We start from the raw sequence: 19,860 nt of genomic DNA, 5'->3' as shown, positions 1-19,860 counted from the left end.
TCAATAACCTCGCGACGACGGCGCCCCCCTCCCCCCGGGGGCGCCGTTTTATTTTGTCCATGGCGATCCCGATTTTGCGCTGGTGGCGAATTACACTAGCGTGCGCCGAATGCTTCGTTTGGCGCACTTTTCCGATCCACATCTGCCGTCCATGCCGCGCCCGCGCTTTCGCGAGCTGATGGGAAAGCGCGCGATCGGATTTGCCAATTGGTCGTTCCGACGACGCCATGAACACCGCATCGAAACGCTCGCTGCGATCCTCGCGGATTTGAAAGCGCAAGCGCCGGATCACATCGCTCTGACCGGCGATCTCGTGAACGTCGCGCTGCCGGGCGAGTTCGCGGCGGCTCGCGACTTTCTGTCGCAAGTCGGCGTTCCGCACGACGTTACGCTCGTGCCGGGCAATCACGACGCTTACGTGCGCGCGACAATGGGTCACGCTGCGGCGCAGTGGGGCGACTACATGCGCGGCGATGACGGCAGCGCGTCGTTTCCGTTCGTGCGGCGGCGGGGCGGTGTTGCTTTGGTCGGACTATCGACAGCGGTGCCGACGCCGCCGTTCCGCGCGACTGGCTTGATTGGGCCCGAGCAGATGCAGCGCTTCGATGCTGTGCTCTCAGAGTTGGACAATGCGAGCGAACCCGTCGTCGTGCTGATGCATCATCCGCCTACGACGTTCCCGCACGACAAGCACAAGCTGCTGCTCGATGCATACGCTTTTCGCGCGCTGATCGGCCGACATCGTGTTGCGGCCGTTCTGCACGGACACATGCATGTCGGTGCGCTGACATGGATCGGCGGCGTTCCAGTGTTCGGCGTGCCGTCCGCGTCGATGACGAAGGGTTCGGAGACTGCGGGCTACAATCTCTACGGCTTCTCGAACGAAGACGGCTGGCGCTGCGAGATCGTCTCACGGCGCTGGCGCTCCAGCGTGATCACCGAGAGCGCGCGGACGTCACTGCCGCTCGGTTAGTAGTGCGGCGGGAGAAACCAGGCGATCGCCAAGAGGCCGATCGCTCCGGCCAGCACACCGAGCGCGAACAATCCGACGCCGCGCCATTTGCGGCGGCGGTGCGTCTCGGCAAAAAAACGCTGCTCGGCAACGTTCGGTGCCGGACCGGCCGCGAGGGCGCGCTCGCGCTCGACGAGACGGCGCGCGACATAGCGTGTGACCGCTTGGACGATCGGCTCAACGGCAGTCGATTCCGCGCCGATGCGGCGACCGAGATGCGAATCCAGCAAGAAGCGATAGACGCGCTTGTCGCGGCCCATTTCCACGTGCGCGACCGAATCGAGCCAGAGGCGGGGCTGGCGGCCCTGCGTGATGCCGCGATCGAAGATCTGAATCTCCGGGGGGATGTCGGCGAAAATCGGGGACAACGCGTCGTTGAGAATTTCGAGCCGCGCCAGCTCGGCATCGTGCAGATCAACGACCACGCCGGTCTGCTCGGCTGTCTCGATGCGGGCTTCGCGCATCGCCGCCGTGAGGGGCGAAACATCGCCCGCGCGTACGGCGGGAGCGTGGTCGGGATCCATCATAGTTAACAAATTATCACCGCCCCGCGGGCTGCAAAAGCCCGCAGATGGTGGAAAACGCCGGTTTTTCGAGCGATTTATGCGCCGGTCAGCAGGCCACGGCGGGCCAAGTTCCGCATTAGGGCGCCGCTGCCGAAGGTCCAGTGGGGCGCCTGTTCGCAGGTCGTGACCACGTTGGTGAGCGATCCGAGCTTCTCGGACGCGATCGTGACCACATCGCCGAGGTGATGCGTGAAGCCCTGCCCTTTGGCATCGCGGTCCTTGATGGGGGCAAACATCGTCCCGAGATAGAGCACCGCCCCGTCCGGATACTGATGGTGCGACCCCATCATGCCCTCAACCAGCTCGACCGGATCGCGGCTAATCTTGCTCATGTGGCTTTCGCCTTCGAGGACGAAGCCATCCGTGCCGGTGACCGACAAAGTCACAGTCGAGGCGCGGACATCGTCCAGCGAGAAGGTCGCGTCGAACAGACGAATGAACGGGCCGACCGCGGCCGACGCGTTGTTGTCTTTGCACTTGCCGAGCAGCAGCGCCGAGCGGCCCTCGATGTCGCGCAAGTTGACGTCGTTGCCAAGCGTCACGCCGACGATCTCGCCATGCGAAGTAACGACGAGGACGATTTCAGGCTCCGGATTGTTCCAGGTCGAGATCGGGAGGATGCCGATAGATGCTCCGGTGCCGACTGCCGACATCGGCTGTGCCTTGGTAAAAATTTCGGCGTCCGGCCCGATGCCGACTTCGAGATACTGCGACCACAGGCCTTTCGCCTGAAGCAGCTTCTTGAGCTCCATCGCTTCTGGCGAGCCGGGCTTGAGGCCTTCGACTTTTCCGCCGAGCGCATTCTCGACTTCCTGACGCGCGGCCGCCGCACCCTCAGGTGCGCCGCGCGCCTGCTCCTCGATAACGCGTTCGAGCAGCGAGATCGCGAACGTGACGCCAGCCGCTTTGACGGCTTGCAGATCGTTAGGCGCAAGAAACCATGGCTTCGCATTGTTGCGCGAATGCTCGGGCGTGTTGGCGAGAATGTCCTCGAAACTGCCGATGCGCTCACCTTGCGTTGCTTGCACCGTCGCGGCCGGCGAGCGCGTTTCGCAGAGATCGCGCATCGTCGGGAATGCCTTCGTGACGTCGAAGACGCCGTCCTGGCGAAGAACAACGACAGACGGGCCCTGGACGTCGGGCCGCCACACACGGCCGACGAGGGTTCCGGTCAAGCCGTCGCGCGGCAGCGTGGTCTTCGGGTCAAGCGAGACAGGCATTTCCGATTCCTACAGTCTTAGTTCGCGAGCGCTTCCGGGAAGAACATATCCTTCCAATCAGCCGGTGGGTTTTTCAACGTTCCGGTCTTCGCCATGAAGGAGACGAACGCGTTGATGCCGCCGACCTTCGTCGTGTACTGGATCGCCGGATCGGCGAGGATTTCGACGAGGTCGTCGACCGGCATCTTGTCGTTCGTTAACTTCAGATAGATCGCGGCGGATTCTCTCTTCTTGGTGTTGATCATATCGGTCGCTTCCTTAAGCGCCGCGAGAAATGCACCATAGAGCTTCGGATTGTCCCTGCGGAATTTCGACGTCGACGCGATGACGTTGAACGACAGAGGCTCATCAAACAATTCCGTGCTGGTGAGAATCCGGCGGATGCCGCTGTTCTTCATTTGGCGATACTGAAACGGAGCCGAAGAGAAGTTTGCGACAATTTCGCTCTGACCGCCGAGCATCGCGGCCGTTGCATCCGGATGCGCCATCGACACTGTCAGGTGATCGAGCGAGCTGTACTTGGCATCGCCGAAAACTTTCGCAGCCGCCATCTGCAGCATGATCGCTTGCATCGATACCTTGATCGCCGGAAGCGCGATGCGATGCTGATCTTTGAAATCGGCGAGCGACTTGATGTTCGGATCGCGCACGAGAAGCATCAGCGGCGACACGTTGAGCCCGCTCGCGGCTTTGACTTCGACTGCGGAGCCCTTGGTCTTCGAGTAAATCGTGATGATGCCCGGAATACCAAGGCAAACGAAATCGACCGAACCGGAGATCAGCGCGTCGTTCATCACGTCGGACGAACGGAAGGATGCCCATTCGACTTTGACATCGCCGAGGCCGGCCGCTTTGGCATGCTTCTCGATCAGCGCTTGATCCTGCATCACCATGAATTGCATGTAGCCGATGCCGAATTGGTTCGCGAGACGGACCGTATTCGCTTCGGCGCGTGCGTCGCGCACGCTCGTCAGCGAGAACAACGCAATTGCGATTGCCATTAAATAGCGGATCATGTTCCCTCCTCGACGCCTTGTCGGCGCTTATCGCGAGCTTTGCGCTCACATTTCTTGGCGGCGGCAATGTAGGGGTTGCCTTCCGCATGCTTTCCGTGGCGATACTACAACGCAGACCGCGCGACAACCACGCGGGTCAACGAGAAGAAGGGCGGCGCGAGCGTATCGCGCCCGCGGAGGGGCTGAATGGCGAGCGGCACCGGCGTTGATACGCCGCAAGGAAACGTCAAACCACTGCTGACGGTCGACAACGTCACGCTGCAATACAAGACGGCACAGCATTTGGTCACCGCGACGTGGAAGGTGGGCTTCGACGTCTATCAGGCGGAACGTTTCGTGCTGCTCGGTCCTTCGGGCTGCGGCAAGTCGACGCTGCTCAAATCGATCGCCGGCTTCATGAAGCCGGTCGGCGGCGCGATGCGCCTTTCGGGTCGCACAATCGATCGTCCGGGCCCGGACCGCATGATGGTGTTTCAGGAGTTCGACCAGCTGCTGCCGTGGCGCACTGTGCTCGGCAACGTCCTATTTCCGCTGCTGCGCAACAAGAATATGACGCGCGCGCAGGCTACCGATCATGCGCGCAGCCTGCTCGCCAAGGTCAATCTCTCGCGCTTCGAGAATGTCTATCCGCACATGCTCTCCGGCGGCATGAAACAGCGTGTCGCGATCGCGCGGGCGCTCGCGATGGAGCCCGAAGTCCTTCTGATGGACGAGCCATTCGCAGCGCTCGACGCGCTGACGCGGCGGAAGATGCAAGAAGAACTCGTTCAGCTTTGGAACGACGTTCGCTTCACGGTGATCTTCGTCACACATTCGATCGAAGAGGCATTGCTTGTCGGCAGCCGCATCCTAGTCATGTCACCGCATCCCGGTCAGGTGAAGGCCGAGATCGATGTCGAAGATTTGACCTTCGCGGACATGGGCACGCCGCGCTTCGAGCAAGTGCATCGCCGCGTGCACGATTTGTTGTTCGCCGATCGCGTCGAAGAAGCCGCACTCACCAAGGAGATCGCGCATGGCTGATGTTGCAACGCGCGGTCCGCTGTCGCCGCCGCGCCGTCCCGAACGCACGGTCGAGCCCGACAAATCCGGCAACTACGGCGACGTCGAGCGGCCGCTGTCGTTCGGCGAACGCATCTGGTCGCAGACCTGGGTGCGCCGTCTCGTCATTCTCGCGGGACTTGTCGCGATCTGGCAGGCTTACGCAACATACGTCAGCAACCCGCTGCTGTTCCCGACATTCGCCGACATGCTCACCGCGATGTGGGAAAATCGCTGGGTGCTTCTCGAACGCACCTGGACGTCGCTGCAAGTTTTGCTGATGGGCTATTCGGCCGGACTCGCGCTCGCGGCGATCTTTACGTCGCTCGCAATATCCTCACGCATCGGCACGGATTTGCTGTCGACACTTACCGCAATGTTCAACCCGCTGCCGGCAATCGCGCTGCTGCCGCTCGCACTGCTGTGGTTCGGTCTTGGTTACAAGAGTCTCGTCTTCGTCATCATCCACTCGGTGCTGTGGGCGGTCGCGCTCAACACGCATTCGGGCTTCACGTCGGTCTCGCCGACGCTGCGGATGGCGGGACAAAACTGCGGCCTACGCGGCTTGTCGTACGTTGCGTATTTGCTGATACCGGCAGCGTTTCCGTCGATCCTCACCGGCCTCAAGATCGGTTGGGCTTTCGCGTGGCGCACGCTGATCGCGGCTGAGCTGGTGTTCGGTGTCTCTTCGCGCTCCGGCGGTCTCGGCTGGTTCATCTTCGAGAACCGCAATCAGCTCGAAACGGCGTCGGTGTTCGCCGGCCTCTTTACGGTGATCATCATCGGGCTGTTCGTCGAGAGCGTGATCTTCCGCGCGATCGAGAACGCAACCGTGCGCCGCTGGGGCATGCAGCAGTAACTGCATAACGAGAATATTTCCGCCGTCATGGCCCGGCTTGTCCGGGCCATCCACGACTTGCTTTCTGACCTATCTAAGAAAGACGTGGATGGCCCGCATAAAGCGGGCCATGACGAAGCTACAATCGCGAGCGAAGCAGGCTAAACCGGCACGCTCCAAATATCCTCGGCGTATTCGGCGATCGTGCGATCCGACGAGAACCAACCCATGCCGGCGATGTTGTGCACACACATGCGCCGCCAAACATCCGGCGTGTGCCACACCTGATCGATCTTGCGCTGCGCTTCGGCGTATGACGCGAAATCGTTGCTGATCATGTAGTAGTCTGAGTTACGGATGCCGGCCATGAGCTCGCCGTAGCGCGACTTGTCGTCCGGCGAGAAGACACCCTGCTCGATCGACTCGATGACTTCGGCAAGCATCGGCGTCTTCGCGATGATCGCACCCGGATTGTGGCCGATCGCGCGGCATTCTTCGACTTCGTGTGCGTGCAGGCCAAAGATGAAAATGTTGTCGTCGCCGACATTGTCGCACATTTCGACATTCGCGCCGTCGTAAGTTCCGACAGTGAGCGCGCCGTTGAGCGCGAGCTTCATGTTGCCGGTGCCGGAGGCTTCCATGCCGGCGGTCGAAATCTGCTCTGACAGATCCGCGGCCGGAATGATGCATTCGGCAAGCGAGACGTTATAGTTCGGCAGGAACACGACCTTGAGCAAACCGCGCACGGCCGGATCGTCGTTCACGGTGCGCGCAATGTCGTTCGCAAGCTTGATGATGAGCTTGGCGGTCTTGTAGCTCGCAGCGGCCTTGCCGGCGAAGATCTTGACGCGCGGCGCCCAGTTGCGGTTTGGGTTCGAGCGGATCGCGTTGTAGAGCGCGACCGTCTCCATCAAATTCAGCAGCTGACGCTTGTATTCGTGGATACGCTTGATCTGGATGTCGAACATCGCGGACGGATCGACGACGATGCCGACGCGTTCGCGGATCACCTTGGCAAGCGCGACCTTGTTGGCGCGCTTCTCGGCGGCGAGCTTTTCGAGAAACGCGCTGTCATTCGCATATTCGTCGAGCTTCTTGATGCGCGTCCAATCGCTGTAAACGTCGCCACATGCCTCGCGAACGAGTTTCGACAAACCCGGATTTGACTGATTGAGCCAGCGGCGGAAGGTGACGCCGTTGGTCTTGTTGACGATACGGTCCGGATAGAGCGCATGCAGATCGCTGAACACAGTTTTGCGCATCAGGTCGGTATGCAAACCCGACACGCCGTTGATGCGGTGTGAACCGATGAAAGCGAGATGCCCCATGCGCAAGCGGCGGCCGTGATGCTCGTCGATCAGCGAGACCGACGCGAGGAAGTCGCTGTCGTCCGGGAACTTCTCTTCGGCGACCTTGAGATGTTCGGAGTTGATGCGATAGATGATCTGCAAGTGGCGAGGCAGCACGCGCTCGAACAGCGGCACCGGCCACGACTCGAGCGCCTCGGGCAACAGCGTGTGGTTGGTGTAAGAGAGTGTGCCGACAACGATCTGCCACGCCTCGCTCCACTCCATGCCGTGAAGATCGATGAGGATGCGCATCAACTCGGCGACCGCGATGCTCGGATGAGTGTCGTTGAGCTGGATCGCGGCGTTGAGCGGCAGCGAATGCAGGTCGCCGAAATCGCGCAGATGGCGCTGGACGAGATCCTGCAGCGAGGCGGAAACGAAAAAGTATTCCTGACGCAGGCGCAGCTCACGGCCGGCCGGCGTCTCGTCGCTCGGATAGAGAACCTTCGAGATCGCTTCGGCGCGCGCCTGCGCGGAAGCCGCGCCGACGTGATCGCCGCGGTTGAACGCATCGAGCCGGAGGGGGTCGGGGGCACGGGCGGACCATAGGCGCAGCGGGTTCACGTGGCGATCTTGCCAGCCGACGATCGGCGTATCGAAGGCGACAGCCTCGACACGCTCTTCCGGGTGCCACACGGCGCGCTGCGTACCGCGCGGCGTCGTCGTGTTTTCGACGCGGCCACCGAAGTGAATGTCGTAAATCACTTCCGGACGCGCGAACTCCCACGGGTTGCGAAACGAGAGCCAGTTTTCCGGATATTCGTGCTGCCAGCCATCCTTGATGACTTGGCGGAACAGGCCGTGGTCGTAACGGATGCCGTAGCCGGAGCCCGGGATGCCGAGCGTTGCCATCGACTCCATGAAGCACGCCGCGAGACGGCCGAGGCCGCCGTTGCCGAGCGCGGCGTCCGGCTCCGCGGCCTGCAGGCGATTGAAGTCGACACCGAGATCGCCGAGCGCATCACGGAACACGTCGGTGAGACCGAGGTTCGAAATGACGTCGCTGATCAATCGGCCGATGAGGAATTCGAGCGAGAGATAGTAGACGCGCTTGCGCCCTTCGGCGCGGGTTGCGCGCTCTTCGGCAAGCCAGCGATGGATAACGCGGTCGCGCGCCGCGAGCGCGGTCGCCAGAAACCAGTCGCGCTCGGTTGCCTGCGCGGCATCTTTGCCGACGCCGAGCGTCAGCTTGCTGATGATCGCAGCCTTGATGTCCGTGACGGCTTGCTCGTGCTGCGCTTTCATCTTTTCCGGGGAGCGATGGGGGAACTTGATGGCTGGTTCCATGTCGTTCTCGATGGCATCAAAATGCGACGAGAGTCTGATCCGACCGACCAGCCTCTCAATGGGTTATCTTAAACGCGGTCTTTTGCAACAATTCATCAACGAAAGGTCGACCCGCCGCACCTGATCGGCCTCGAAGCGCATCAACAAGCAAGAGCAATGCCGATTTCTGTGCAGCTTAAGAACTAGCCGTGTTTGACCACCGCCGTTTTCGTTGCCGAGAATTCGTATAGCGCGTCAAAACCTTTCTCGCGGCCGTGACTGGATTTCTTGAAGCCGCCGAACGGAAGCTCGATGCCTCCCGCCGCGCCATACGCGTTGATGAACACTTGTCCGGCACGCAGTGCCTTCATCATGCGCATCTGGCGCGCGCCGTCGTTCGTCCACGCTGATGCAACCAGACCGTAAGACGTGCGGTTGGCCGTCGATGACATCATTGAACTGCTTCACGGCGCTCATGTTTCCTCCGATGGAATTCTTCTGACTTTGGAATTCTCGTCGCCGGGCGCGACGCCGCCACCGCTGATTGAGCGCTTGCACCCGTTACGCGGGGCTCTATGGTTCGGCCACTTCGGATCTTGCAGAAAGTGGCTATGCGCGCAAACGACAGTTTTCACATAGCGGTGCTGCCTGGAGATGGCATCGGCATCGAAGTCATGAAGCCGGCGCTCGCCATGTTGGAACACATCCAAAAGACGACACCCGGCTTGAGCTTTCGCTTCAGCGAAGCGCCGGCGGGCGCAGGCCATTTTCGCGAGACCGGCGAGTCGATGCCGGAATCGACCGTGAAGCTCTGCCGCGAGGCCGACGCTATCCTGCTCGGCGCTTGCGGTTTGCCGGACGTGCGGCGTCCGGACGGAACTGAGATCGCGCCGCAGATCGAACTGCGGCTCATCTTCGATCTCTACGCGGGCGTTCGCCCCGCACGTCTGATCCCGGGCGCGTGGAGCCCGATCGTCGGCGCGTCCGAGCGTGGGATCGATCTCGTCGTCATCCGCGAGTCGACCGAAGGCCTCTTCGCTTCGATGGGCAAAGGTGTTGTCACGCACGATGATGCGCGCGAAACGATGGTGATCACCCGGCGCACGTCTGAGCGCCTGTTCGATTTCTCGCTCAAGCTCGCGGCACGGCGCAAAGCCAAGGGTGGCAAAGGTGTCTGCACCTGCGTCGACAAAGCGAACGTCTTCCGCGCCTTTGCTTACTTCCGGCAGATCTCCGACGAGCGCGCCAAGCTGCAGAACGGCGCGACACCGGATCACACCTATATCGACGCAGTTTGCGCCGCGCTGGTACGACGCCCGTGGGATTTCGACGTGCTCGTCACCGAGAACATGTTCGGCGATATTCTGTCCGATCTCACCGCCGGTCTCGTCGGCGGAATGGTCATGGCGCCATCCGCCGACATCGGCGACACGCATGCGGTGTTTCAGCCCTGTCACGGCACCGCGCCCGACATCATGGGGCAAGGCAAAGCGAACCCAACCGCGATGCTCCTCTCCACCGCGATGATGCTCGATTGGCTTGCCGAGAAACACGATCACCCGGCTGCGGCGGAAGCCGCGACGCAGATCGAATCGGCCGTCGACAAGGCGTTCGCGAATGGACTGAAGCCGTTCGAGTTCGGCGGACGCGACGGCACCGCCGAAGTTACCAAAGCCGTGATGGCGCAGCTTTAACTGTCAGCGGCCTTCTGGGGCTATCGCCCTTCGCGCGCCCAAGTTGCGGCGAGGCTGCCGATCAGCAGCAACAGGCCGAGCAAGCCGGCGAAGACCGGCAAGACGCCGATGCCGCGCACGACGGTGGCCTGCCGCATCTTGAGGCCGATCCAATCGTCGCCGCGGAATATCTCGCTGGTGCGGACGCCGAGAACGCGCGGCGTCGCGCCGTCGTTGCCGAGACGGCGGGAGTCGCCGCCGGTTGCTGCGGCGATCGGCGCCATTACCTCAGTCGTCGACGTGACCTCGGCGAATTCGCGCGGGTTAGCCGGGCCGACATTGATCAATGCTGTGAGTTTGCCGTCCGTGGCGCGCCAGAGTCCAAGCTCGTTGACCTCGATGCTGCCTTGCCACAAGCCGTTGTCGTTCGCGGTCAATACCAGCTGACGCGTCTCGCCGGTCGGCGACGTCAGCTTGATGGGTTCGACCGACTCGGCCATCGTTTGGCGGCGCACCTGCAGCGTCTTGCCGCTGACGACGAGACGCAGTGCTTCCTCTTCGAGATCCGGCTGTTTCATTAGCCAGTGCGAGAGACGGCGCAGTAGATCGATGTGCGGGCCCCCGCCTTCGTAGCCGCGCGCCCAGAGCCAAATGTGATCTGAGAGCAGCAACGCGACGCGGCCTTCGCCGTGACGTTGCAGCACAAGCGCGGGACGATCGCCCGGGCCCTGCAGGAGCGGCATGCCGGTGGTGTTGCGCGTATCGACGAGGCGGAACCAGCGACTCCACTTCGGCGGATCCGACGCACCGCCTTCGAGGCCGCGCGTCACCGGGTGACGCTTGCCGACGTCGGAGAGTTTGGCGTGATACGGCTCGTCGATTGTGGTGCCCGTCGGCTCGGCCGGAAGGATAGGCTCAAGCGGCGTGCGCCACAGCGACGTCTGGCTCGCGTAATCGGGGCCGGCCGCGATCAGCACGGCGCCGCCATCACGGACATAGCGCGCGATGTTGTCGAAATAGATCAGCGGCAGCACGCCTTGACGCGCGTAGCGATCGAAGATGATCAGATGGAAGTCGCCGATGCGCTGCTGGAACAATTCGCGCGTCGGGAATGCGATCAGCGACAATTCGTTGATCGGCGTGCCGTCTTGCTTTTCCGGCGGACGCAAAATGGTGAAGTGGACGAGGTCGACGGCGGCGTCCGACTTCAAAAGATTGCGCCAGGTGCGCTCGCCCGCGTGCGGTTCGCCGGAGACGAGCAGCACGCGCAGCTTGTCGCGCACGCCGTCAATCGAGACGACCGCGCGATTGTTGACCTGCGTGAGCTCGCCTTCGAGCGGCGCCGCTTCGATCTCGATGATGTTTTGCCCGGCATGCGGGATCGTGACGGAGACTTTGGTCGAGCGGCCGGCCTGCACGGTCTGTGCGTCGACGGTCTCGCCGTCGCGGCGAATGGTGACGCGCACCGGGCCAGGCGGGTTGCCATGGTCCTCGACGCGATACGTGATGGTCTGCTGCTGCCCAACGATTCCGAAGCGCGGCGTCGCCTCGAGCGCGACACGGCGATCGCGTTCGTTCGGGCGGCCGGTGACGAGCGCATGCACGGGCGCACGGAAGCCGAGTTCGGCAGCATCGGCCGGCACGTCATGCACACGGCCGTCCGTTATGAAGATCGCGCCGGCGACACGATCCGGCGGCACGTCCGCCAACGTCGCGTTCAGCGCCGAGAAAAGACGCGTCCCGTCGGTCTCGCCGTCGGCCTGACCGGCTTCGGCGAACCGGACTTCAAGGCCCGGAATGCGGCCGAGGCGTTCGGCCAGCGCGGCGCGTGCGGCTTCTGTCTGTTGCGCGCGATCGCCGAAAGCTTGGCTGGGGCTCTTGTCGATGATGACGGCGGCGACGGACGTCAGAGGTTCGCGGTCTTCGCGCGTGAAGGAGGGATTGGCGAGCGCGCCGATCAGCAGCAGCAACGCGGCCGTGCGGATCACCGCGCCGCGTGCGCGGGAGATAAACAACAGCAGCGCGATCACGGCAACGGCGGCAAGCGCCACCCAGAGCACGGTGACCGGCACCAACGGCGAGAATGCAATCCCGAAATTCAAACCAAACTCCTACTGACCGAGCCGCTCGAGCAGCGCGGGCACGTGGACCTGATCGGCTTTGTAGTTGCCTGTCAGGGTGTAGATCACGATGTTGACGCCGGCGCGGAACGCCATTTCGCGCTGGCGCGGTTCGCCTGGTGTCAGCGGTAGCGTCGGCTGGCCGTCCGGCCGCGTCGCCCACGCGCCGGCGAGATCGTTCGACGTGATGAGGACGGACGAGACGCCATCGCCCGCGCGGGCCGGACGCTTCTCGCGCTCTTCTTCGTCTACATCGTTCGGCAACGCTTCGACCCAAAGCTGGCCGGCCGAGAAGCGGCCCCAGAAATCCTTGAGCAGGAAGAACGTCTTCGTCAGCACGTGCTCGCGGGGAACCGGTTCAAGCGCCGGCACGTCGAGACCCGACAGAATGCTGCGCAGCGTCACCATGCCGGGCGTGTTGCTCTCGTTGCCGGGCGTCGCTTCGATCGCATCGCGCGTGTCGAACAATACGGTGCCGCCCTGCTTCATATACGTGTCTATGCGCGAAAGCGTTTCGGGCGTCGGCTTCTGTGCGCCCGCAACGATCGGCCAGTAGATCAGCGGATAAAAAGCGAGTTCGTCTTTCGTGATGTCGAGGCCGATCGGCTCTCCGGCTTCGAGCGCGGTGCGCTGCGCGAGGAACAACGTCAGACCTTGCAGGCCCGATTTGCTGATGGCATCGACTTCGGCGTCGCCCGTGATGACGTAAGCGAGCTTCGTCTCCAGCGCGGATTTGATTTGCGGTTCGTCCTGTGCGTTCGCGTAAGGCGTCGAGACGGCCAGGGCGCCCGCAAGGACGGCGAGCAGAATGGCGGCAGTCGCAGTGCGCCGGCCTCGCACGAAGCGAGCGGCTCCGCCCGCGAGCCAGAAGACGACGAGTGCATCGAGCAGCATCAGCGCGAGCGCGCCCATGAAGAGCAGGCCACGCAGATCCTGCGGCTCGCCGACACGATACGGCTCGACGCGCCCGCCGAGCGGCGAGAAGTCGACCGGGGCGATGCGATCCGTCGGCGTCAGCGTGTTCACGGCTACCAGGCCCTCCGGCGGACCATAGAACCCCGGGGGGTATTCCGCAGTTCCGCGCCCACTATAGCGCGCCGGGACCGGACGCACACTGGGGGGTGGCACCGTGAAGGCACCGAAACCATCGAGCACGCGGGACGGCGGCACGACTTCGCGGGTTTCACCGTTCGCGGTGGTTGTTTCGGCCGCGGCGGAGCCCGCGATATTGACGATGCGCTTGAGCATATCGACGAAGCTGCCGGACAGCGGCAGATCGGACCAGCGCGTGTCGGCCGTGACGTGGAACAGCACGATCATGCCGCGGCCGCGCTTGACTGCAGTCACCAACGGCGTGCCGTCGCCGAGCGACGCCCAGGTGCGGTCGGCGAGCGTTGCGTCGGGCTCGGCGAGCACCTGACGCGTGACCGTAACATCGTTCGGCACCGGCATGCCGGTGAAAGCCGTATCGCGGCCGAAGCTCGCGAGCTGCTGCGGCTGCTCCCACGTCAAAGAACCGCCGAGCGTGCGGCCGCCGCGGCGGAGTTTGACCGGCACGAGATCGTCGTCGGCTGCCGCAAGGCGCGGGCCCGCGAAGCGGACCAGCACGCCGCCCTGCTCCACCCAGCGCGCGAGACGATCGCGTGCATCGCCCACATTGCCGACGTCGGCGAGGATCAGCAGCGGCAGATTTTGATCGAGGAAGCGGCGAACGCCCTCGGCCGGAGCGACAGCTTCGGCGAGACGCACGTCGGCGAACGGCGCGAGTGCGCGGGAGAGATAGAAGGTCGAAGCGAGCAGCGGCTGCGCGGTGTCGACCGAGGCACCCGAGACGACGCCGATGGTGCGGCGGCGCCAGCGCTTGTCGAGCAGCTGAACAACCCCGGCCGAGCGCTCGCCCGCGATCTCCATGCGCGCGACATCGTTGCGGATTTCGACCGGAAGATCGATCACCGCGTCGGTTTCCTTCTCGCCGGACTTGAACGCGTAGCGCCCTTCGCCGAGCGGCAGGCCCTTGAGGTCGAGCGCGCGCACGACGCCGGCGTTTGGCTCGCCACGCGAAGGCTCAGCGCGCAGAACTTTCACGGTGAGCGAGCCCGCTGTGTTCTCGGCCGCCGCAAGTGCATGCGCGGGCGGCAAGCCACCGGCGATAACACTGATGTTGTTGTCTTTCGCGACGCCCTTGAGGCCACGCACGAAATCCTGCGCGTTGCCGATGTCGACGCCGTCGCTGAGCCAGACGATGTCGACGTCCGGCGTGCCGTTGAGGAAGCGCTGGATCGTGGGCAGCGCTTCTGCGCGCTCGACCGTCTGCGGCTTCGGCTTGAGCTGTGACGCGCGCACGCGCGCTGCGCCGGCAACCTGCAGCGACAAGTCTTGCAGGACCTCGGACAGCGGCATCAACGCGACGGCACGGCCATCGGCCTCCGCGCGGCTCGCGATATCGTCCGCGCTGCGCAGGCGCTGGTCCCAAGCGGCGGCCGATGACCAGCCGTCATCGAGCAGCATGAGGATGGGGCGTTTGCTCGCCTCGACGCCGACCGGCGGATTCCACAGCGGCCCGGCGGCCGCGAGAATGAGAAGCGCAGCGAGCAGCAGTCGCAGCAGCGTGAGCCACCACGGCGTGCGCGACGGCGTTTCTTCCTTCGGCGCGATGTCGAACAGAATGCGTGTCGGCGGGAAGTGCACGACGCGAGGACGCGGGGGCACGAGACGCAGCAGCCACCACAGTACGGGCAGGCTTGCTAGTCCGATAAGGATCCAGGGCGCTGTGAATGCGAGCGGGAGGCCCAGCATCAGGCAGCTCCCTGGTTGGCGGAAGCGCTCGCTTGATTGCGGTAGTCGGCCGTGTCGCCGCCGGCGCCGAGGCGCGCATGCAGCCGCAACAGCAGATCGCCGACCGGGCGGTCGGTGCGATGAATCGTGAAGGTCCAGCCGCGCTGCGCGGCTTCGGCACGTAAGGCGTCGCGATGCTGCGCGAGACGCACCTCATAGTCCTTGCGCCACGTCTCGGCGCGGCCCGCCGTGATGCTGCCGGCGCCTTCCGGCTCGACGAATTCGACGCGGCCCGAATACGGGAAGGTTTCTTCGGCCGGATCGACGACCTGCACGAGATGGCCATGGACACCGGAGCCTGCGACTTGCGTCAGCGTGGCGCGAATTTCATCGATCGGCGACCAGAAATCCGACAGCAGAATGACTTCCGACAATCGCGAGGCGGAGAAATTCGGCGGCAAACTGGTGCGGCCCGACGCATCGTGCAGCACCGACTGCGCGATCGTGTCGATCACGTTACGGCTCGCGGTCGGACGCATCACGCCGGGAACGCCGACGCGTTCGCCGCCTTCGACGAGAATTTCGGCCAGCGCAAAGGCGATCGTCAGCGAACGCTCGAGCTTCGTGTCGCGGCGCTCGTCCGAAACGAACGACATAGAGGGCGAGCGATCCGGCCAAATCCAGACGGTGTGGGCAGCTTCCCATTCGCGCTCGCGGACATAAAGATTGTCGTCGCGCGCGGAGCGGCGCCAGTCGACGCGATGCGCGGGCTCGCCCGAGGTGAAGCGGCGGTACTGCCAGAAATTCTCGCCGACGCCGGCGCGACGCCGGCCGTGCAACCCATGCACGACGGTCGCGGCAATCCGGCGGGCTTCCAGCATCAAACGCGGCATCGACGCCGCCAACGTGCGGCCCTCGCCGATGGCGCGGCGGACGTCGTTGGAGAATTCCGGCGTTTTGGTTTCTGCCATTCGTTAGCCTAGGCGCGCCTTCAGGCGGCCGATGACGGCACCGACCGTCTCGCCTTCGGCACGCGCCGAGAACGTGAGCGCCATACGATGCTTCAGCACAGGCTCGGCAAGCGTCAGCACGTCGTCGATCGAGGGCGCCAAGCGTCCATCAAGCAGGGCCTTGGCGCGGACGGCGAGCATAAGCGCCTGGCTGGCGCGGGGGCCGGGGCCCCAGGCGATCGCGCGGGCGAGTTCGCCGCTTTCGGGACCCGGACGTGCCGAGCGCACGAGTTGCAGGATCGCCTCAACAACCGACTCGCCGACCGGCAAGCGGCGCACGAGGCGCTGCGCCGTGATCAAATCTTCGGCGGTCATCGCGGCCTTGGCTTTAGCTTCGTCGGCGCCGGTGGTGTCGAACAGTATCTTCCGCTCGGCTTCGAGGTCCGGATAGTCGACGTCGATTTCCATCATGAAGCGGTCGAGCTGGGCTTCCGGCAAGGGGTAGGTGCCTTCCTGCTCGAGCGGATTCTGCGTCGCGAGGACGTGGAACGGCGCCGGCAGATCGTGGCGGGCGCCCGCGACGGTGACGTGCTGCTCCTGCATCGCCTGCAGCAGCGCGGACTGCGTGCGCGGCGAGGCGCGGTTGATTTCGTCCGCCATCAGGAGCTGTGCGAAGACCGGGCCCGGAATGAAGCGGAAGGCGCGGCGGCCACCCTGCCCTTCCTCGAGCACTTCGGACCCCAGAATGTCCGACGGCATCAGGTCTGGGGTGAATTGGATGCGGCGGGCGTTGAGGCCTAGCACGGTGCCCATCGTCTCGACGAGCTTCGTCTTGGCGAGACCCGGGACGCCGATCAGCAGCGCGTGACCGCCGGAGAGCACCGTGACGAGCGCTTGCTCGACCACCTTTTCCTGACCGAAGATGACGGCGCCGATGGCGGCTTTGGCGGAACGCATCTGGCCGGCGGTGGTTTCCGCTGCCCGGACGATCATGTCTTCGAAACGTTCGAGGCCTTCGCCGCTCGCAACCGCCATGCTTATCTCCTTGGCCCGAAAGTGTCTGACTTCGCCGTAGGGTCCAACTTCCCAGTACGATATGCAACGAGCGGACCAAAAAGCGGCGAATCTCCGGCGCCGCCCCTCGCGATACATGGAGCTTACGCTATTTTAAGGGAGGGATATGGCTGATAACCGCCTTCACGATCGTGTCAGAGCCGCATATCACCGGAAATCAGGTCGAATGAGCGTCAAAAACGAACAAAAGGGTGGATTGGACGGTTTGGCGGGCGAGGTGCAGAAAAGCACCAAACGCGGCCCGCCGCCTGTGCATCTGTGGAATCCGCCGTTCTGCGGCGATCTCGACATGCGGATCGCCAATGACGGCACTTGGTTTTACATGAAGTCGCCGATTGGCCGTCTGCCGCTGGTTAAACTCTTTGCATCGGTCCTGAAGGTCGAGGACGGTAAGCACTTCTTGGTTACGCCGGTCGAGAAGGTCGGCATCACGGTCGACGACGCGCCATTTGTCGCGGTCGAGCTGACTGTCGAGAACAAAGGGCCGGAGCAGACGCTGACGTTTCGCACCAACGTTGACGACATCGTGACCTGCGATGCCGATCACACGCTGCGCTTCGAGCCGGAAGAAGGCACCGGCGGCATGAAGCCGTATCTGCATATCCGCCGCGGCCTTTGGGCGCGCGTGAAGCAGGCGCTGTTCTACGATCTCGCGGCGCTCGGCGAAGAGCGCGACCACGAAGGAACGCGGATGTTCGGCGTCGTTTCGGCCGGCGTGTTTTTCCCGATGGCACCTGCGGCCGAATTGAAGATCACCTGATGGACGCTGCGGCCAATAACGATGTGACGTCGGGGTCTGACTTTTTCGCGCGCGCGCGCGAAAAACTGTCGCCGACGCCGCCGACAAATCTCTATGACGAGCACCTGCCGCTGCGCGGCGACCACGACGGCGATCAGGCGCTGCGCGCGCTGTCCGAGATCAAGCCGGTGCGCTATGCGGCCGTGCTCGTGCCGGTCATCAACCGTCGCGAGCCGAGCGTGCTCTTGACGCTGCGCACCGACAATCTCTCGACGCATGCCGGACAGGTTGCGTTTCCGGGCGGGCGCATCGACGACACCGATGCAACGCCGGCCGAAACCGCGATGCGCGAGGCGGAGGAAGAGATCGCGCTCGATCGTCGCTTCGTTTCGGTCGTGGGGTTCTCCGACATTTATCTCTCGGGCACTGGTTTCCGCATTGTGCCAGTCGTCGCGCGCGTCGAACCAGGCTTCGAGCTCAAGCCGAACCCGGCCGAGGTCGCCGACGTGTTCGAGGTGCCGCTGCAGTTTCTGATGGGCCCCGAAAATCATCAGCGCCACAGCCGCGAATGGCGCGGCATGATGCGCAGCTACTACGCGATGCCGTTCGGCGATCGCTACATTTGGGGCGTCACAGCCGGAATTCTGCGCGTGCTTTACGAGCGCCTCTATGCGTGATCTCGCCCGATGATACGCCCCCTGCTCACCGAGATATCGCTGTTCGTCGCGCCCTTCCTGCTCTACGCGGCGTTCCTGATCGCGACGCGGGTTTCGGTCAATGACCCGAATGCCTGGACCTGGAAGGTCATCGGCTGGCTTTCGCTCGCGGGGCTCATCCTGGTGATCTTCAGCTTCATCATTCTCGCGACATTCTCGGGCGTGCCGTCCGGATCGAACTATCGACCCGCGCATATGGAGAATGGCAAACTGGTGCCGGGAGAGAATTGATGGCACCGGCGACGCTGCGATTTCCCGACGCGCCGTGGGCGGTTGGCGAACCCGCGCGGCTGATCGCGGCGCTCGACAGCGACGGCGAAGAAGCGCGCGTGATCGGCGGCGCGGTCCGCAATCTGCTGCTGGGCGAGCAGGTTGCCGATCTCGACATCGCGACGACGGCGCATCCGGACGAAGTGACGCGGCGCGCGCGCGCGCTCGGCTTCAAGGTCGTGCCGACCGGCGCAGCGCACGGCACCGTGACGGTTGTGATCGATGGCAAGCCGCACGAAGTGACCACGTTGCGCGAAGATGTCGAAACGTTCGGCCGCAAGGCCATCGTGCGTTTCGGCCGCGATTGGCAGAAAGACGCAGAGCGCCGCGATTTTACGATCAACGCGCTGTCGATGACGCGACATGGCGACGTGATCGACACTGTCGGCGGGCTGCCGGATATCGAGCAGCGGCGCGTGCGCTTCATCGGTGATGCGCGTCAACGCATTCGCGAAGACTATCTGCGCATCCTCCGCTTCTATCGCTTCCACGCGCGCTATGGCGCGGGCGCACCGGACGCTGAAGGCGTCGCGGCGACGATCGCGGAACGCGATGGGCTTCAGTTGCTGTCGCGCGAGCGGGTGCGCGCCGAGTTGTTGAAGCTGCTGGCGGCGCCGGGCGCGCCCGAAACCGTCGCGCTGATGGCGGAGGCTGGATTGCTGCTGCCCTTCCTCGGCGTTGCGATACCGCCGCAGCTGACCCGGCTTGCACGCCTCGAAGCAGCGTTGAGCCTCGAAGCTGCTCCCGTGCGAAGGCTCGGCGCGCTCGCGTTGTTCGTAACAGACGATGCCGCACGGTTCGCCGAGCGGCTGCGACTGTCGGCCAACGAGGAAGAGCGGCTGCGCGCTATGGCCGAAAGCCTACCGCCCTTGATGCACGATCATAGCGAAGCTGCCGGGCAGGCTCTGCTCTACCGCTGCGAGGGCAACCGTGAAGCCTTCGCCGACAAGGTGCTGCTGGCCTGGGTGCGCTCGGAAGCCGCGCCGGACGAGCCTGCTTGGCGCGCGCTTTTCGACCTGCCGGGACGCTGGCAGCCGCCGAAGTTTCCGATCCGCGCCGCCGATCTGATCGCGCTTGGGCTGGAAAAAGGGCCTGCGCTCGGCGCGGCCCTGGCTGCCGCCGAAGCCGAATGGATCTCGGCGGGCTTCCCGTCGGATGTGGCAACAGTGAAGGCCCTCGCCGCCCGCCACGCCAGGCGCTGACTCGCAAGCCGGCGCGTTTCCTCTTACATTCTG

At 63.9% G+C, this 19,860-nt stretch carries 15 protein-coding genes and 2 pseudogenes; 8 read left to right on the top strand and 9 right to left on the bottom strand.

The genetic code is table 11. The annotated features are described in order from the left end of the window. The first annotated feature begins 109 nt into the window (after positions 1-109). Positions 110-973: a metallophosphoesterase family protein gene (locus GJW30_RS07285; protein WP_096353593.1), complete on the top strand. Its 864-nt coding sequence runs from the start codon at positions 110-112 to the stop codon at positions 971-973. Here GJW30_RS07285 and GJW30_RS07280 read toward each other — a convergent pair. The 3 genes from GJW30_RS07280 to GJW30_RS07270 all read right to left on the bottom strand — a co-directional run bounded on the left by GJW30_RS07280 (position 970) and on the right by GJW30_RS07270 (position 3,814). Then, positions 970-1,539 carry a hypothetical protein gene (locus GJW30_RS07280; RefSeq protein WP_172887565.1) on the bottom strand — a complete coding sequence of 190 codons (570 nt, stop codon included), beginning with the start codon at positions 1,537-1,539 and terminating at the stop codon, positions 970-972. The genes GJW30_RS07285 and GJW30_RS07280 overlap by 4 nt on opposite strands. Positions 1,540-1,613: 74 nt before the next feature. Then, positions 1,614-2,798 carry a fumarylacetoacetate hydrolase family protein gene (locus tag GJW30_RS07275; RefSeq protein WP_096353588.1) on the bottom strand — a complete coding sequence of 395 codons (1,185 nt, stop codon included), beginning with the start codon at positions 2,796-2,798 and terminating at the stop codon, positions 1,614-1,616. 17 nt (positions 2,799-2,815) lie between these two features. Next, the gene (locus GJW30_RS07270; RefSeq protein WP_096353585.1) at positions 2,816-3,814 is read right to left on the bottom strand and encodes an ABC transporter substrate-binding protein; all 999 of its coding nucleotides are present in this window, start codon (positions 3,812-3,814) and stop codon (positions 2,816-2,818) included. 186 nt (positions 3,815-4,000) lie between these two features. Between GJW30_RS07270 and GJW30_RS07265 the strand changes: the two genes are divergently transcribed. Continuing rightward, complete coding sequence (locus GJW30_RS07265) at positions 4,001-4,837, top strand: ABC transporter ATP-binding protein (RefSeq protein ID WP_096353582.1); 837 nt, start codon at positions 4,001-4,003, stop codon at positions 4,835-4,837. Further along, complete coding sequence (locus tag GJW30_RS07260) at positions 4,830-5,714, top strand: ABC transporter permease (protein WP_096353579.1); 885 nt, start codon at positions 4,830-4,832, stop codon at positions 5,712-5,714. The genes GJW30_RS07265 and GJW30_RS07260 overlap by 8 nt, the downstream gene beginning before the upstream one ends. A 140-nt stretch (positions 5,715-5,854) precedes the next feature. Here the strand turns inward: GJW30_RS07260 and GJW30_RS07255 are convergent, their stop codons facing one another. Both GJW30_RS07255 and GJW30_RS07250 read right to left on the bottom strand, forming a co-directional pair. After that, positions 5,855-8,329 carry a glycogen/starch/alpha-glucan phosphorylase gene (locus GJW30_RS07255; protein ID WP_096353577.1) on the bottom strand — a complete coding sequence of 825 codons (2,475 nt, stop codon included), beginning with the start codon at positions 8,327-8,329 and terminating at the stop codon, positions 5,855-5,857. Between the two features lie 182 nt (positions 8,330-8,511). After that, positions 8,512-8,748 (bottom strand): annotated as a pseudogene (locus tag GJW30_RS07250) (aldehyde dehydrogenase family protein); the annotation flags it as partial. Between the two features lie 171 nt (positions 8,749-8,919). On the opposite strand from GJW30_RS07250, the gene GJW30_RS07245 reads away from it, so the two are divergent. Further along, positions 8,920-10,002, top strand: coding sequence for an isocitrate/isopropylmalate dehydrogenase family protein (locus tag GJW30_RS07245; RefSeq protein ID WP_096353571.1), 1,083 nt, complete (start codon positions 8,920-8,922; stop codon positions 10,000-10,002). 20 nt (positions 10,003-10,022) lie between these two features. On the opposite strand, the gene GJW30_RS07240 is transcribed toward GJW30_RS07245, so the two are convergent. From GJW30_RS07240 to GJW30_RS07225, 4 genes and pseudogenes are all read right to left on the bottom strand, one after another. Beyond that, the gene (locus tag GJW30_RS07240) at positions 10,023-12,083 is read right to left on the bottom strand and encodes a hypothetical protein (RefSeq protein WP_096353568.1); all 2,061 of its coding nucleotides are present in this window, start codon (positions 12,081-12,083) and stop codon (positions 10,023-10,025) included. Positions 12,084-12,092: 9 nt separating this feature from the next. Then, positions 12,093-14,897 carry a DUF4159 domain-containing protein gene (locus tag GJW30_RS07235; RefSeq protein WP_096353565.1) on the bottom strand — a complete coding sequence of 935 codons (2,805 nt, stop codon included), beginning with the start codon at positions 14,895-14,897 and terminating at the stop codon, positions 12,093-12,095. Next, positions 14,897-15,847: a DUF58 domain-containing protein gene (locus GJW30_RS07230; RefSeq protein ID WP_096353563.1), complete on the bottom strand. Its 951-nt coding sequence runs from the start codon at positions 15,845-15,847 to the stop codon at positions 14,897-14,899. Before GJW30_RS07230 ends, GJW30_RS07235 begins: the two co-directional genes overlap by 1 nt. A gap of 90 nt (positions 15,848-15,937) precedes the next feature. Further along, positions 15,938-16,783, bottom strand: a pseudogene (locus GJW30_RS07225) (AAA family ATPase); the annotation flags it as partial. Positions 16,784-17,066: 283 nt separating this feature from the next. Here GJW30_RS07225 and GJW30_RS07220 point away from each other — a divergent pair. From GJW30_RS07220 to GJW30_RS07205, 4 genes are read left to right on the top strand one after another with little or no spacing between them, the layout of a single operon-like run. Beyond that, positions 17,067-17,660 (top strand): DUF1285 domain-containing protein, encoded by a 594-nt coding sequence (locus GJW30_RS07220; protein WP_096353559.1) that lies wholly within the window; start codon positions 17,067-17,069, stop codon positions 17,658-17,660. Next, entirely contained in the window at positions 17,660-18,316 is a 657-nt protein-coding gene (locus tag GJW30_RS07215; RefSeq protein WP_096353557.1) for a CoA pyrophosphatase, read from the top strand. Before GJW30_RS07220 ends, GJW30_RS07215 begins: the two co-directional genes overlap by 1 nt. Positions 18,317-18,325: 9 nt before the next feature. Further along, complete coding sequence (locus tag GJW30_RS07210) at positions 18,326-18,586, top strand: DUF6111 family protein (RefSeq protein WP_096353554.1); 261 nt, start codon at positions 18,326-18,328, stop codon at positions 18,584-18,586. Continuing rightward, positions 18,586-19,827 (top strand): CCA tRNA nucleotidyltransferase, encoded by a 1,242-nt coding sequence (locus GJW30_RS07205; protein ID WP_096353551.1) that lies wholly within the window; start codon positions 18,586-18,588, stop codon positions 19,825-19,827. Before GJW30_RS07210 ends, GJW30_RS07205 begins: the two co-directional genes overlap by 1 nt. Positions 19,828-19,860: the final 33 nt, after the last annotated feature.

Origin of the sequence: Variibacter gotjawalensis (assembly GCF_002355335.1) — a bacterium.
Taxonomy (GTDB): Bacteria; Pseudomonadota; Alphaproteobacteria; order Rhizobiales; family Xanthobacteraceae; genus Variibacter; species Variibacter gotjawalensis.
Note: the sequence above shows the minus strand (reverse complement) of the source record. Positions and strands in the feature narration are given on the sequence as shown.